The organism is Vibrio sp. RE86, assembly GCF_013114545.1.
Lineage (GTDB): Bacteria > Pseudomonadota > Gammaproteobacteria > Enterobacterales > Vibrionaceae > Vibrio.
This window is the reverse complement of the sequence record NZ_VTXI01000005.1, coordinates 175,996-189,703: the sequence shown is the minus strand read 5'-3', so window position 1 is coordinate 189,703 and position 13,708 is coordinate 175,996. Positions and strand designations below refer to the sequence as shown.

General features: G+C 45.1%; 12 protein-coding genes. 5 read left to right on the top strand and 7 right to left on the bottom strand.

The genetic code is table 11. From position 1 onward, the window contains the following. Positions 1-17 precede the first annotated feature (17 nt). Genes F0231_RS07245 through F0231_RS07230 form a run of 4 tightly spaced genes read left to right on the top strand, consistent with a single transcriptional unit; the run spans position 18 to position 2,643 of the window. A complete protein-coding gene (locus F0231_RS07245) occupies positions 18-797 on the top strand; it encodes a TSUP family transporter (protein ID WP_171759047.1) in 780 nt (259 codons plus the stop codon). A 6-nt stretch (positions 798-803) separates the two neighbouring features. Beyond that, positions 804-1,352, top strand: coding sequence for a primosomal replication protein (locus tag F0231_RS07240; RefSeq protein ID WP_171759046.1), 549 nt, complete (start codon positions 804-806; stop codon positions 1,350-1,352). Beyond that, positions 1,352-1,522 carry a pleiotropic regulatory protein RsmS gene (gene rsmS / locus F0231_RS07235; RefSeq protein WP_171759045.1) on the top strand — a complete coding sequence of 57 codons (171 nt, stop codon included), beginning with the start codon at positions 1,352-1,354 and terminating at the stop codon, positions 1,520-1,522. The genes F0231_RS07240 and rsmS overlap by 1 nt, the downstream gene beginning before the upstream one ends. Continuing rightward, entirely contained in the window at positions 1,510-2,643 is a 1,134-nt protein-coding gene (locus tag F0231_RS07230) for a cupin domain-containing protein (RefSeq protein ID WP_171759044.1), read from the top strand. Before rsmS ends, F0231_RS07230 begins: the two co-directional genes overlap by 13 nt. A gap of 80 nt (positions 2,644-2,723) precedes the next feature. Here the strand turns inward: F0231_RS07230 and F0231_RS07225 are convergent, their stop codons facing one another. Further along, a complete protein-coding gene (locus F0231_RS07225; protein ID WP_171759043.1) occupies positions 2,724-4,841 on the bottom strand; it encodes a methyl-accepting chemotaxis protein in 2,118 nt (705 codons plus the stop codon). 204 nt (positions 4,842-5,045) lie between these two features. Here F0231_RS07225 and xthA point away from each other — a divergent pair, with 204 nt between their 5' ends. After that, complete coding sequence (gene xthA, locus F0231_RS07220; protein ID WP_171759042.1) at positions 5,046-5,852, top strand: exodeoxyribonuclease III; 807 nt, start codon at positions 5,046-5,048, stop codon at positions 5,850-5,852. A 192-nt stretch (positions 5,853-6,044) separates the two neighbouring features. Here xthA and fabV read toward each other — a convergent pair whose 3' ends face one another. From fabV to F0231_RS07190, 6 genes are all read right to left on the bottom strand, one after another. Then, positions 6,045-7,247, bottom strand: coding sequence for an enoyl-ACP reductase FabV (gene fabV, locus F0231_RS07215; RefSeq protein WP_171759041.1), 1,203 nt, complete (start codon positions 7,245-7,247; stop codon positions 6,045-6,047). Between the two features lie 194 nt (positions 7,248-7,441). Further along, positions 7,442-9,733, bottom strand: coding sequence for an acyl-CoA dehydrogenase (locus tag F0231_RS07210; protein WP_171759040.1), 2,292 nt, complete (start codon positions 9,731-9,733; stop codon positions 7,442-7,444). Between the two features lie 78 nt (positions 9,734-9,811). Continuing rightward, positions 9,812-10,438 carry a TetR/AcrR family transcriptional regulator gene (locus F0231_RS07205; RefSeq protein WP_171759039.1) on the bottom strand — a complete coding sequence of 209 codons (627 nt, stop codon included), beginning with the start codon at positions 10,436-10,438 and terminating at the stop codon, positions 9,812-9,814. Positions 10,439-10,815: 377 nt separating this feature from the next. Beyond that, entirely contained in the window at positions 10,816-11,211 is a 396-nt protein-coding gene (locus F0231_RS07200; protein WP_171759038.1) for a GtrA family protein, read from the bottom strand. Beyond that, the gene (locus tag F0231_RS07195) at positions 11,208-12,629 is read right to left on the bottom strand and encodes a phospholipid carrier-dependent glycosyltransferase (RefSeq protein WP_171759037.1); all 1,422 of its coding nucleotides are present in this window, start codon (positions 12,627-12,629) and stop codon (positions 11,208-11,210) included. The genes F0231_RS07200 and F0231_RS07195 overlap by 4 nt, the downstream gene beginning before the upstream one ends. Next, the gene (locus tag F0231_RS07190) at positions 12,626-13,630 is read right to left on the bottom strand and encodes a glycosyltransferase family 2 protein (RefSeq protein WP_171759036.1); all 1,005 of its coding nucleotides are present in this window, start codon (positions 13,628-13,630) and stop codon (positions 12,626-12,628) included. The genes F0231_RS07195 and F0231_RS07190 overlap by 4 nt, the downstream gene beginning before the upstream one ends. Between the last annotated feature and the right edge of the window lie 78 nt (positions 13,631-13,708).

Here is a 13,708-nt window from a genome sequence, read left to right as displayed (position 1 = left end):
AATAGAAGAATAATTATATGGAATTCTTAGAGCCAACCATGCTGTTGGTGTTGGCACTGGTTGCCTTTCTTGCTGGATTCATTGATGCAGTCGCAGGCGGCGGCGGAATGTTAACGGTACCTACATTATTGTCGTTGGGTTTGCCTCCGCATATTGCGCTTGGCACCAATAAACTCGCTGCGACCTTTGCATCATCGACTGCTGCATTTACCTATTATCGCAAAAAACTCTTTAAACCTCAGTGTTGGGGAAGAGCGTTTATTGCCACCTTAGTTGGAGCAATATTAGGTACGCTAGTCGTCGACTTGATCAGTACCCAATGGTTAGAAAAAATTCTCCCGCTGATCATTTTAGGCGCGGCGATTTACACCATCTGGCACAAGACGCCAAGTAATGTAAACAATGAAACTCCAAACCCCTGCCCAAAGCTGAAAAAGAAACAAGTTGCGCAAGGACTTACTCTTGGGTTTTATGATGGCGTCGCGGGCCCTGGTACAGGTGCATTCTGGACAGTAAGTTCAATGGCACTGTATCGCTTAAACATCTTGCTTGCTTCAGGCCTTGCCAAGGCGATGAACTTCACCAGTAACTTTACCTCTTTAGTGACCTTTGCCATTTTGGGCCATATCGATTGGGTATTGGGCTTAACGATGGGAGTTTGCCTTATGGCAGGTGCATTTGTAGGTGCGCACTCTGCAATCAAATTTGGTGCTAAATTTATTCGCCCAGTGTTTGTCACAGTGGTAAGTATTCTCGCCGTTAAGCTTGCCTATGAAGCTTGGTTTGTTAATTTGTAGACCGCTATGAGTAAGATTAAGCAGCTAAACTCCACGCTCGATGCACTTTCTATAAAAGCGAGCTCTCTTGATGAAGAAAGAGGCAAACATCATCTCCCACTGTTTGATGAACAACTGTTTCAATGCAAAGCGACCTTGCTTGTACCTTGCGTCGAAGAGACCCAACAAACGCTGACTAGCCTTATTCGTGAAGAAGAAACGGGCAAATTGACGCCCACACGAGCTGAATACTTAACCGAGCGTTTAATAAGCCAAATTGAAGCGATACAGCGCGAGCTAGCAACGACCAAAATTCGTCGGCACGAGCCAAAGCACAATAGTTATTACCAAAAACCTATTAATGAGCTTTACCAGAACCTAGCACAACACCAAGAGTGGGAACGCCGATTGAAAGAGATGGTGAGTGAAAAAGAGCATCAGCTTAAACATGCCCCTGCCTTTCAAAAGCCCACGCTGAAAAATGCGTTAGCAGCAACAGAGCAAAGGCTATCACGCTGCCAAGAATCTAAACTCAGAATTGAAAAACAAATTACTTACCGAGAGAGAAATCAATAATGCCCTCTTCGAACTCAGGCCTTGACCAAGCCCCTGATGAAATCAAACTAGCCGTCGACCTAATTTACCTTTTAGAAAATAATGAAGTTGACCCAAAAACGGCGTTAGCGGCTCTTAAGATTGTCCAATCTGATCTTGAACGAAAACTGGAGCAACAATGTACCAACTAACGTTCGATATGAAGGCGTTTTTAGCCGATTATTGGCATAAAAAGCCAACAATTATCAAAGGTGGTTTTGCAGAGTTTATTGACCCTATTTCTCCTGATGAGCTTGCAGGGCTTGCAATGGAAGAGGAAGTGGATTCTCGCTTTATTACCAACAAAGACAACAAATGGTCAGCCACTCACGGTCCGCTGCCTGAGAGCCATTTTGATTCTCTAGAGGACTCTCACTGGCAATTGGTTGTACAAGCTTGTAACCATTGGCATCTGGGTTCTGCTGAGCTTATTGAACCTTTTAAGCAGTTACCTCAATGGTTGTTTGATGATTTGATGGTGTGTTTTTCTGCCCCTGAAGGTGGCGTTGGCCCACATATCGATCAATATGATGTATTCATCATTCAAGGCAGTGGTAAACGTCGCTGGCGCGTTGGCGATATCGATAAAGGTCAGTACAAAGAGTCAATTCAAGCGGGCGCTTTACGACAAATAGAAGGCTTTGACCCGATTATTGATGACGTGCTCGAACCCGGGGATATTCTTTATATTCCGCCGGGCTTCCCACACGAGGGAAATACCCTTGAGCCAAGTATGAGCTACTCGATCGGTTTTCGTTCACCAAAAGAGCAGGAGCTGCTGAGTAACTTTGCTGACTATGTACTTGCTCATGATATGGGTGATGTTCACCTTCATAACCCTGAGCAAAGTACTCAATCAAACAGTGGCGAGTTACTTAATCAAGATATCGATAAGCTAACCGATATGCTTAAAGCTGCGTTAAATTCACAGCAAGATGTTCGCTCGTTTATGGGCGCAATGTTAAGCCAATCGCGCCACCAGCTTGATCTCGTTGAGCCTGAAGAGTCGTACACCATTGACGAAGTAAGTGAATACTTACAATCAGGTGGTAAACTCACCAAAGTCTCTGGTCTGCGTGCTTTATACAACCAAGGTGAAGAGGCAACGTTATTTGTTAATGGTGAGACCTTTACCAACGACTCTACAGCTCTTATCAAGTTACTCGCTAACCAAGACACGTTCACACTGGTCGACGTTGGCGTTGTACTCGACAAAACTACTCTTAAGCTTTTAACCGAGCTAGTGAATAAGGGCTATTGGTATTTAGACTAATACCAATTACAAAAAATCCTCAAAACAAAAAACGGGCTCCCTAAATTCGAGCCCGTTTCATTTAAGATTCTGGAAAGCACTTACACTTTAAACTGCGTAACCAACGCTTGTTGCTTCGAGGAAAGATCCCCAATTTGACCACTCACTTGCTCGGACTCCTCAGCCTGAGACAAGATCTGCGCGCTAAGATCTCGAATGTTACTCACATTTTGATTCACCTCAGCAGAAACCGATTGCTGCTCTTCTGCGGCTTTGACAATTTGTGAGTTCATGTCATTAATTGAGGCAATAGCTTCAAATATCTGGCTAAGCTCCGACGCAGCATTTTGCACTTGTTGCGCCGAGTCATTCGCTAAATCATTACCATCTTGAATCGCTTTAACAACATCACGTGTGCCGCTTTGCACGTTTTCGATCACTTGGCGAATTTCACCGACCGACTCTTGGGTTCGGCTCGCGAGATTACGAACTTCATCAGCAACCACTGCAAAACCGCGGCCTTGCTCTCCTGCCCTTGCAGCTTCAATCGCTGCATTTAACGCAAGTAAGTTAGTCTGCTCAGAAATACCCTCAATCACCGAGAGTATCTCAGTAATGTTGGCGTTGTTTGTCGCTAGCTCCTCAACGACAGGTACTGCCGCCGTCATTCTATCCACAAGACGAATCATTTCGGACTGCGACTGCTCAATCACGTTTTGACCAGAAGCGGCAACAGCATTAGCTCTCTCTGCAGCTTGGACTGCCACTTCAGCGTTTTGCACGACTAAGCTCGCGGTTTGTGTCATCTCTTCTGAAGCGGTTGCAACCAGATCCACTTCTCTAAACTGGGCGTCACTGCTGGTACGAGTCTGCTGTGCTGCAACTTTGGCTTGTTGAGTGGTGGTGCCAATTTGCAAGGTGGTATCGACTACATCACTAATGATCGACTGTAATTTGTCTAAGAACTTATTAAACCCGACCGCAAGCTGGCCAATCTCATCTTTCGACTTCACATCGAGACGTTGAGTTAGGTCTCCTTCCCCAGAGGCGATATCTTCTAGGCGACTGACCACTTCACGAATTGGCTTAACCAGGCGAGATGCTGAGAACGCAATCGTTGCTAGGCCAAGCAGCACCAGCGTGATGCCTGCAATCAGTTCAGTTCTGACACTCGACTCGACTTGTTGACTAATGATGGCATCAAGCTCTTCTGCATCAGATAACACACTTGAACGAGGCATATCAAACAATACGCCCCAAGTTTGGTTCGCAACTACGATTGGTGCGAATACGTTCAACCAAGCTTGGTCTTTACTCCATTGAGTCGTTACCTCTTGACCAAACAGTAGGTCGGTCAGTTGATCATTCGACAGAATATCACTAGTAAAAGGTTGGCCAACTTGGCTAGAAGAATCGTCACTTGCGATCAAAGATCCGTCTAGACTGATCAAGTTAATCTCACCACTTCCGGCAAACAGTTCTTTATCAGAGTTCGCGACAATTTCCGTAAGAGAATCTAGCCTTAGGTCGATGCCAAAAAAACCTACCGTCGTGTCATCTATTTTAAGAGGGACTGAAATAGAACTGGTTAAGAATGCTCCGCCATCTTGCTGAATGACACGAGGCGTGGTGACACACGTATCTTCAGACGCAAGTGGGCAATAAAAACGTTCACTGTTGGAAGCGTCAGCAAGTGTCGCTTCCGAGATCACATTAGAGACAACGTTCTCACCATTTTGAGCGGTCATCCAATAAGGTGCAAAGCGCCCCTTGTCGTTTGAACCAACGTATTCCGCATCAATATAGTTGCTGTCTTCACCATCGAGCATTTCAGGACGAAAGACCAAATAAGCACCTTGAATCGTGTCAAAGTCCACAACTGCTCTACGAACCATTTCATCAAGTGCGATACGCAACTCTTCACTGTCACCAAAGTTTTCTTCACTCAGTCCTTTTTGGAACATCGCGCTTGATGCCAACATCTCTGCACGGTACAAAGCTTCATTAAGAAATTCCGTCACTTCGGTGGCGTTCAGCAAAGCACATGTTTCTACGATTTGCTCTGATTTATCAATGACAGATGCAGAGCTTTGTTGCTTGATTTGATGCTGGTTTGAGATGGCGTTATAGACTGAAAAACCAATTAGCGATACTGAGGTGATAAGCAGGCACAAACCTGCAAGAAGCGTGATTTTCCACTGCACAGATAACGTTCGCATGTTACTTCCTTTTAGCAAACTCGGTGATTACAGGACTTTCGATATAAATGTAACTATCAATTACACCACAATTTATATATATATCAAACGAAAGTTTAAATAATTGTTAACAACAACCAGGCGTGATTTCCTTTTCGCCGCAAACGGGGTTTGATGCTAATATTGCGCTAATAAAAATAAAGCAGTCATAGCTAAGGAACAGAAATGAAAGTAATTTCTTTCAACATAAATGGTCTTCGTGCCCGACTTCATCAACTGCAAGCTGTCATCGACAAACATCAACCAGATGTGATTGGTCTTCAAGAGATCAAAGTTCACGATGAAGCCTTCCCATTAGAAGATGTTGAAGCAATGGGCTACAAGGTTTACTTCCACGGTCAAAAAGCGCACTACGGTGTTGCTATGTTATGTAAAAAAGAACCTATCTCTGTTCAAAAAGGGTTCCCGACCGACAACGAAGATCACCAAAAGCGTATGATCATGGTGACGCTAGAAGATGATAACGGCGAGAAAGTGACTGTGCTTAACGGCTACTTTCCACAAGGCGATAACATTAACCATGAGACTAAGTTCCCATATAAGCGCCAGTTCTATACAGATTTGATGACATACCTGAATGATCATCACTCAAATGATGAACAGTTAATTGTGATGGGTGACATTAACATCAGCCCTATTGATGCCGATATTGGTATCGGTGAACCTAACCGCAAGCGTTGGCTGAAAACAGGTAAATGTTCATTCCAACCAGAAGAACGCCAATGGCTAAAAACGCTTCTAGACTGGGGTTTTGTTGATACGTTCCGTCAAATCCACCCTGACGTGAATGACCGTTTCTCGTGGTTTGATTACCGCTCTAAAGGCTTCCCCGACAACCGTGGCCTGCGCATTGATGTGGTATTGGCAACACCAAAACTCGCTGAAAAGTGTATTGAGTCAGACGTAGACTACGAACTGCGCGGCATCGAGAAGCCATCTGATCACGCGCCTATTTGGTCGACGTTTAAGTAACGAGATTATTATCGTCATCCTCAAGAGTAAGGTACGTACGCAGTTCAAAATCTGGCTTCTCGATCGCTGTTTGAGATTCCGGATAACTCGTTCCTCATTTCCGGAATGACGTTTGTTTCAAACGACAACACAAACAAAAAATCCGGAGCAATGGCTCCGGATTTTTATTTATCTTTCAGTAACTGAATCTATTTAGATTGCTACGAAATCTGCTTTCAAGTCTGGGTTAACGTCAGCTTCGTAATCAACGCCTTCAACACCGAAACCGAATAGCTTCAAGAACTCTTCTTTGTACTCAACGTAGTCAGTTAGCTCTTTTAGGTTCTCTGATGTGATTTGTGGCCATAGCTCACGACAGTGCTGCTGAATGTCATCACGCAGTTCCCAGTCATCTAGACGTAGACGATTCTTGTCATCCACTTCTGGTACTGAGCCGTCTTCTTTGTATAGACGTTGGCTGAACATGCGGAAGATCTGTTCCATACAACCTTCGTGTACGCCTTGCTCACGCATCTTCTTAAATACCATTGCAATGTACAGTGGCATTACTGGAATTGCAGAACTTGCTTGAGTCACTACTGATTTCAGAACAGCAACGTTTGCAGTGCCGCCAGTCGCAGACAGTTTCTCGTTTAGAGCTGTAGCCGCACGGTCTAGGTCCATTTTCGCTTTACCTAGCGCACCATCCCAGTAGATTGGCCAAGTTAGCTCAGTACCGATGTAGCTGTATGCCACTGTCTTACAACCTTCAGCAAGAACGCCAGCTTCAGAAAGTGCGTTGATCCACAGTTCCCAATCTTCGCCGCCCATTACAGTAACAGTGTCTTTGATCTCTTCTTCTGTTGCAGGCTCTACGCTTGCTTCGATGATCAAGTCTTTGTTAGTGTCAACTGCCGTTGAAGTGTAAGTTTCACCAATAGGTTTTAGAGATGAACGGATAAGCTCACCTGTTTCTGGCATCTTACGAACTGGTGATGCTAGCGAGTAAACCACCATATCGATTTGACCTAGGTCTTCTTTGATTAGGTCAATTGTCTTTTGCTTCGCTTCATTAGAGAACGCATCGCCGTTTAGGCTTTTCGCGTATAGACCCTCTTCACGAGCTAGCTTTTCAAACGCAACAGAGTTGTAGAAACCCGCTGTGCCTGGCTTTTTCTCTGTGCCTTCTTTTTCGAAGAAAACACCGATAGTTGAAGCGCCGCCACCAAATGCCGCAGCGATACGAGAAGATAGACCGTAGCCACTTGACGCACCAACAACAAGTACGCGCTTAGGTGCGTCTTTGATTGGGCCTTGTGCTTTTGTGTAAGCAATTTGTTCTTTTACGTTAGCTTCACAACCCACTGGGTGCGTTGTAGTACAGATAAATCCACGAATTCTAGGTTTGATGATCATATTCAACTTCCTTTAAATAACCCCGCTAGAATAAAAGTTTCGTCATGAGATCGCATCTAATTTCTGTAAAAATGTCGCTAAAATGCAAGTGGTTGGAGCACTTTGAAACTAGTTTGTTCGATTAGATACAACAAAGGCACCTGAAACAGGTGCCTTGAGTAGATTTTAATCAACAATTTAAGCAATGTAGACGTTTATGCCACACTATCCAACTTTGCTGGTGCTTTAGATGACTCTCCGTGAGTGCGAACTTCACTGAAATCATGGCTAAAGTGGTCAACTTGGATGGCTTTGTAACGTAATTTATCCGCCGCCACGATTTTATCCACTTCTTCTTGCGTCAGTATATCCGCTTCAAGTGCTTGCGCTAATCTGTCGGCTAATAAGCCTTTGCGAGCCACTTTACCCTCTTTCGCAGCACGCATCATTTTGCGCTCTAGGCTCTTAATGTCGTACATAGCCAAGAATGCATTTTCCATTAGGCCAACACTGTCATTCTCGTCTTTACCAACAAAGCACAAGTGCGTTAGGCGGTCACGATGTGCACCCGGTGTCATCAAGCTTTCTGCAAGTTTCACACTTAGGTCATCACTTGGCTTGGTAAAGTGGTTACCTAGCGGGAAGATGATAACTTTAAGTAAACGACCCACGGCTTTCTGTGGATAGTTGGTGAAGGCTTCTTGTAGTGCTTGCGACGCATTGTATAAACAGTGCTGAACCGCGTAGTGAACGTAGTCTAAATCTTGTTGCTGACGACCTTCATCTTCATATTTCTTGAGTGCCGCTGAGCCCATGTATAAATAAGCTAGCACATCACCTAAGCGAGCAGAGATCATCTCTTTACGTTTCAAGTCACCACCCAGTGTCGCCATCGCAATATCTGCGCTCACAGCAAGAGCACGACTCAAGCGAGTCATATCTTTGTAGTAGCCCTGAGTTGGGCCAGACATGTCGGCTTTAATGAATCGAGAACCTGTTAACGCTGCACCAAATGCGCCAAAGGTGTTACCCATTGCATGTTTAATGTGTTTAAACAGTAGGTCATCAAACTCTTTTGCCCCTTGTTTCTCATCTGGGTTTGCCGCCGCTTCCATCTCTGTCAAGACGTAAGGGTGACAACGTGTTGCACCTTGACCAAAAATCATTAGGTTACGAGTCAGGATGTTCGCCCCTTCTACGGTAATCGCAACTGGAATACCTAAATAAGGCGCAGCAAGGTAGTTCATTGGGCCATCTTGAATTGCACGCCCAGAGTGGATGTCCATCGAATCGTTTAAGATAGTACGCGCCATCTCGGTCATGTGGTACTTGGCAATTGCGGTAACAATGCCCGGCTTTTCTTTCAAATCGAGCGAAGTTGTTGTCAGTGTTCGTGACGCTTCAAGCAGATACGTCAAACCCCCAATACGACCGAGCGCCTCTGCGACACCTTCAAACTTACCAATCGACATACCAAACTGCTTACGAACGTAGGAGTAAGCACCGGTTGTACGTGACGTTAAGTGACCAATAGCTGTACCTAATGCAGGCAGTGAAATACCACGACCAGCTGATAGACACTCCACCAGCATACGCCAACCTTTACCAGCGTAATCTTGACCACCAATTAGCCACTCCATCGGGATAAATACGTCTTTACCACGTGTAGGGCCGTTCATAAATGCAAGACCAAGCGGATCATGACGCTCGCCAATCTCTACACCTTTGTGGTCAGCAGGGATAAGCGCACAGGTAATACCCAGCTCTTTCTTATCGCCCATCAAACCGTCTGGATCGTACATCTTAAACGCAAGACCAAGTACAGTAGCAACAGGAGCAAGAGTGATATAGCGCTTGTTCCAATTTAGGCGAATACCCAGCACTTCTTTGCCTTCGTGTTCGCCGTAACAAACGATACCTTCGTCTGGAATACCGCCTGCATCTGAACCCGCTTCTGGGCCAGTTAGGGCGAAACATGGAATATCGGTACCATCAGCAAGACGAGGCAACCAGTAGTCTTTCTGCTCTTGGGTACCGTAGTGGGACAACAGCTCACCCGGCCCTAACGAGTTAGGTACCATTACTGAAACGGCCGTGCTGATACTACGAGTCGCAATACGAGTTACGATAGTCGAGTTAGCCAGTGACGAGAATTCACGACCACCATACTCTTTTGAAATGATCAGCGAGAAAAAGCGTTCTTTACGTAGGAACTCCCATACCTCTGGCGGTAGGTCTCGATCCTCTTTAATGATGTTGTGATCATCAAGCATCTCAAGCAGCGTTTCTAGCTCGTTGTCCATAAAAGACTGCTCTTCCGCAGAAAGTGTTGGCTTAGGGTATTGGTGTAATTTGGTAAAGTCTGGCTTACCCGAGAACAGCTCGCCATCCCACCAAACGCTGCCCGCTTCCATTGCCTCTTTCTCAGTGCTTGATAGCGGTGGCAATACTTTCTTAAACAGTTTGAAAGCTGGGTCACTTACCCATTTTCTTCTTAGAGAGCCCATAATCAGATCCTTTTGTTCGCTATTTGGTGGTCCAATATTTTTGTTTTTGTAGGTACAGTTTGTTTTATATTTAAAGCATTATTCAGCCGCGACGCCCGCCGCTAAATAAGGAATGAGTTGGTCAACAACGGCTTTTGCATCCATCGCTTTTCCATAGTCGTTTTCTGCAATCTCCAGCAGCGCTTGGCTTGATGCCATGGTGAAAACACAGGTTCCCAATACAAAGTGCAAGCGCCAGAACAGCTCCTCTTGCGTTAGTTTGGGATTGGCTTTCATGACTGACTGAGTGAACAGAGCCAATGTTTCAGAGTAACGTGTTGTGATAAACCAGCGTAAATGCCCTTGCACATCGGTATAGCCTCTGCCAATCAACAACATAAATCGGCTAGTTCCATTCGGTCTTACTTCATTTAAGTTACGCAATGGCGATCGCAATGATTCAAAAACGTCTGCCATTTGATAACTCTCATTAAGGTTCAAGTTGATCAGCGCGTCTTGAACCGCTGGCATGAATGCCTCTAGGTAACGATTGAGTACCGCTCGAACCAAAGTTTTTTTGTCACCGAAGTGGTAGTTTACCGACGCCAAGTTCACACCCGCCTTGCTGGTAATCGTGCGAAGTGAGGTGTCTTTGAAGCCATGTTCAGCAAACAAAGCTTCTGCTACATCGAGGATTTTTTCTTTGGTAGAGTTTCTTACAGACATTTTAATCACTCGTATTAAACAACTGTTTGAAAATATATACGCGAAACCAAAAAGCAACAAGTTGTTAACATCACACTTTTAAAGATTGGTCTGACCAGATGAGTTAAGACGCTGAAATGAAGAAAATTTAATTTTTTTCAAATTAAAGGGAACTGTTTGGAAAACGGTGAGTCTTACTAAGTGTAGTTAGCAGAGCATTCAGGGTTTGGACAACCCACTAAGTTTAACAGGCCGTCAAACTTGTTTTCTTACTGAAGCTACTAATTTACGCTGCTTTTTCTAAATTAACTCCTATGTTTATTTGTATCCGCCCAGAGCCTAATTGCTCTGGGCTTTTTTTATCTCTAGTTCAGTGATGTGGTGCTAAGCAATATTAACTACTGAGCACTGGCGCTCTTGAACACCCAAGCCGCACTGATTAAATAATTGCTTACCATTCCTGCCAATATCCCCGCCACTAACGCTAGCATTGGTATAACCCCCTGTTCACCAAGCAACCATAATGTTCCTTTAAACATGGCAAAGTTTGGCAAGGCAGAAACACTCGCCCCTAACATAAACTTCAACCACTGCTTGAATCGGTTCGGCTCTTGATTTGAAAAAGTGAGTCGCCTATTTCCTAGCCATGTCACCGTCGCCGCGCAAATAAACGCGATAAGGCGTGCTGGAGTCAACGCTAACTCAACCAAATAGAAGGCCACAGAAAACACAAAAGCATCGGCAATAAAGCCGATGCTCCCTACTAGGGCAAATCGTAAAAGTTTGCTGTTCATGACTCGATATCACATAGATACAAAGAGCGACGACTTTTCGAGGTGAATTCGATGATGCAGTTAAGTTCTCTCTCTTTCACTAGCTTATCGACTTCTTGCTTCTGACCAATAAGTTGCACTTTTTTCAGATCATCTAACATAGACTCATCGGTCAAACGTTTCGCTTTGCCGTAGCTATAAAATTGCCCAGAGAACGGTCGGTGCCCGATATAGAACGTTTCGACTTGATGATCGACCATCCTAAAGATCACTTTGTCACTCTTTTTGTCTCCAGTCCCCAGTTGAATATACGTGACCGCTCCTATCAGCAAGACGGGAACAATGCTCGCCACTACCTTAAACCACTTAGGATCCTGCTTTACATCTGAAATCAGAATGGCAATCAACAGGCCTATCGCGGGTACACCTGGCAATACATACGCAGGGAGTATATTGCCTGCAAAAGTGAACAAGATAAGCGGTGATAACATCCAAAACATCAGGAAACTGACTATACCGTTATCACATTGAATCGTACTACCTAATGATTTACGTTTTAGCCATAAGAGCACAGGAAGAACAATCGACCAAGGCGCGGCAGAATAGGTCCAAAATAGCCAGATAGTACCACGCGGTTCATCATGGCCACTGCCGTAAAGATCGCCTTCCCAACCACTCACCACAAAGCGCTCAAAGTGTTCACCAATAATAAAGTATTGGATAAAGCCCGGCGTAGCTTGCTCTGCTATCACATACCAAGGGAGCGCGATAGCAAGCATTAGAAGTAACCCTGTCACTATCGGGAAACGCTGCCAAAGAATCTTAAACGCGCCCACAAAACCGTGTTGGATGACTAGCCAAGGGAATACCGCTAAGCCCATCAGTACAATCACCAATGGCCCTTTTGCTAACAAGCCAATCGCAAGCCCAAAGAAACCCAGATACCCCCATTTTTTGCTGTCAACTCCTTGTTCAAAGTTGAGCCAACACAAATAGAAGCCCAACATCGCTATCGTCATGCCTAACGTAAGCGCCATGTCTGTCATGACTGCACCAGCTGCAATAGAGAAAACGCCACACGTTGCCAACACCAACGCCGTCACTAAGCCACTATGACCTAAGCGACGTGCAAACATCGCCATTAGAATAACTATCGCAACACCTGCAAGCCAGTGAGGCGCACGAACCGCAAATTCATTAATTCCAAACAGTTCAATCCCAAAGGCACTCATCCACGTAAAAAGTGGCGGCTTACCCCAGAAAGGCACTCCGTAATCAAACTGCGGCGTGATCCAATTCCCTGTTTCTATCATCAATCGCGCCATTTCACCGTATCTTGCTTCGGTGGTATCCATCAACGGATAGGCACCAAGACTCAACAGTCGAATAAATAAGGCTGCACCTAAGATGGCCCAAAGGTGAACTCGGTTGACATTCACGCGCGTTTCTCCAATGTTGCTAATTGTTTATTCGGTTGTTTTTGATTCACTGACTGCACTAAGTAAAGTGGTCGCTGTTTTGTTTCGATAAAGATTCGTCCGATATACTCACCAAGCACTCCGATGCTCAAAAGTTGAATGCCACCGAGAGCCAGTTGGACCACCATCATCGATGGATAACCCGAGACCGGATCACCAAACAAAATCGTTTTGCCTACAATCATCATCCCGTAGATAAACGCACTCGCTGCAATCAATCCACCTAACACGGTCGCAATACGCAGTGGTCGTATCGAAAACGAGGTGATGCCATCAACAGCAAGACCAAACAGTTTGAAGTAGTTCCACTTAGTTTCACCGCAAAAGCGAGCGTCACGTTGGAAAGTAATCGTGGTTTGCTTAAAACCCGGCCACGCGAAAATTCCCTTCATATAACGATTTCGTTCAGGTAAACGATTGATATGATCCACGACCTCACGTGCAAGCAAGCGAAAGTCTCCGACATTCTCGGGGATGTCTGACTTCACCATCGAATTCAGCAGTCGATAAAACATGGCTGCCGATTTGCGTTTAAACCAAGTTTCACCCAATCGTTCGCCACGCTGCATGTTGACCACGTCAAAACCTTCTCGCCATTTTGCGACCATGTCGGGAATAAGCTCTGGCGGATCTTGCAGATCCGCATCAATCAAAATCACGGCAAGACCATTACTGTGCTCAAGCCCAGCACTCATAGCGGACTCTTTACCAAAGTTTCGGCTTAATCCGACACTTTGAATCGAAGATGACAATGAAGTGAAGCTATTCACAAGGTTAAAGCTGTCGTCTGTGCTACCATCGTCTATGTAGATGATTTCACTGGTTTCTGGCATTTGGTCTAGTACAGCCGTCAAGCGTGCGTGAAGTTCCGGCAAGACCTCTTGCTCGTTGTAATACGGAACAATCACACTGAGCGTAACCGCTGGATTAATGTTGTTTGGAACTGAGGTTACGACACCCATATAGCCCCCTTCTCTTAGCAAAATTCGTTTTCACAGCCATGGTTTGACCGCCTATGAAATGGAATTTATCAATAGTCT

What these genes read in the sequence shown, in the direction of transcription:
- F0231_RS07205 (WP_171759039.1), bottom strand. Translation starts at nt 10,438, where the DNA reads ATGTCTGTAAGAAACTCTACCAAAGAAAAAATCCTCGATGTAGCAGAA.
- F0231_RS07230 (WP_171759044.1), top strand. Translation starts at nt 1,510, where the DNA reads ATGTACCAACTAACGTTCGATATGAAGGCGTTTTTAGCCGATTATTGG.
- fabV (WP_171759041.1), bottom strand. Translation starts at nt 7,247, where the DNA reads ATGATCATCAAACCTAGAATTCGTGGATTTATCTGTACTACAACGCAC.
- rsmS (WP_171759045.1), top strand. Translation starts at nt 1,352, where the DNA reads ATGCCCTCTTCGAACTCAGGCCTTGACCAAGCCCCTGATGAAATCAAA.
- F0231_RS07225 (WP_171759043.1), bottom strand. Translation starts at nt 4,841, where the DNA reads ATGCGAACGTTATCTGTGCAGTGGAAAATCACGCTTCTTGCAGGTTTG.
- F0231_RS07210 (WP_171759040.1), bottom strand. Translation starts at nt 9,733, where the DNA reads ATGGGCTCTCTAAGAAGAAAATGGGTAAGTGACCCAGCTTTCAAACTG.
- F0231_RS07200 (WP_171759038.1), bottom strand. Translation starts at nt 11,211, where the DNA reads ATGAACAGCAAACTTTTACGATTTGCCCTAGTAGGGAGCATCGGCTTT.
- F0231_RS07190 (WP_171759036.1), bottom strand. Translation starts at nt 13,630, where the DNA reads ATGGGTGTCGTAACCTCAGTTCCAAACAACATTAATCCAGCGGTTACG.
- F0231_RS07245 (WP_171759047.1), top strand. Translation starts at nt 18, where the DNA reads ATGGAATTCTTAGAGCCAACCATGCTGTTGGTGTTGGCACTGGTTGCC.
- F0231_RS07240 (WP_171759046.1), top strand. Translation starts at nt 804, where the DNA reads ATGAGTAAGATTAAGCAGCTAAACTCCACGCTCGATGCACTTTCTATA.
- xthA (WP_171759042.1), top strand. Translation starts at nt 5,046, where the DNA reads ATGAAAGTAATTTCTTTCAACATAAATGGTCTTCGTGCCCGACTTCAT.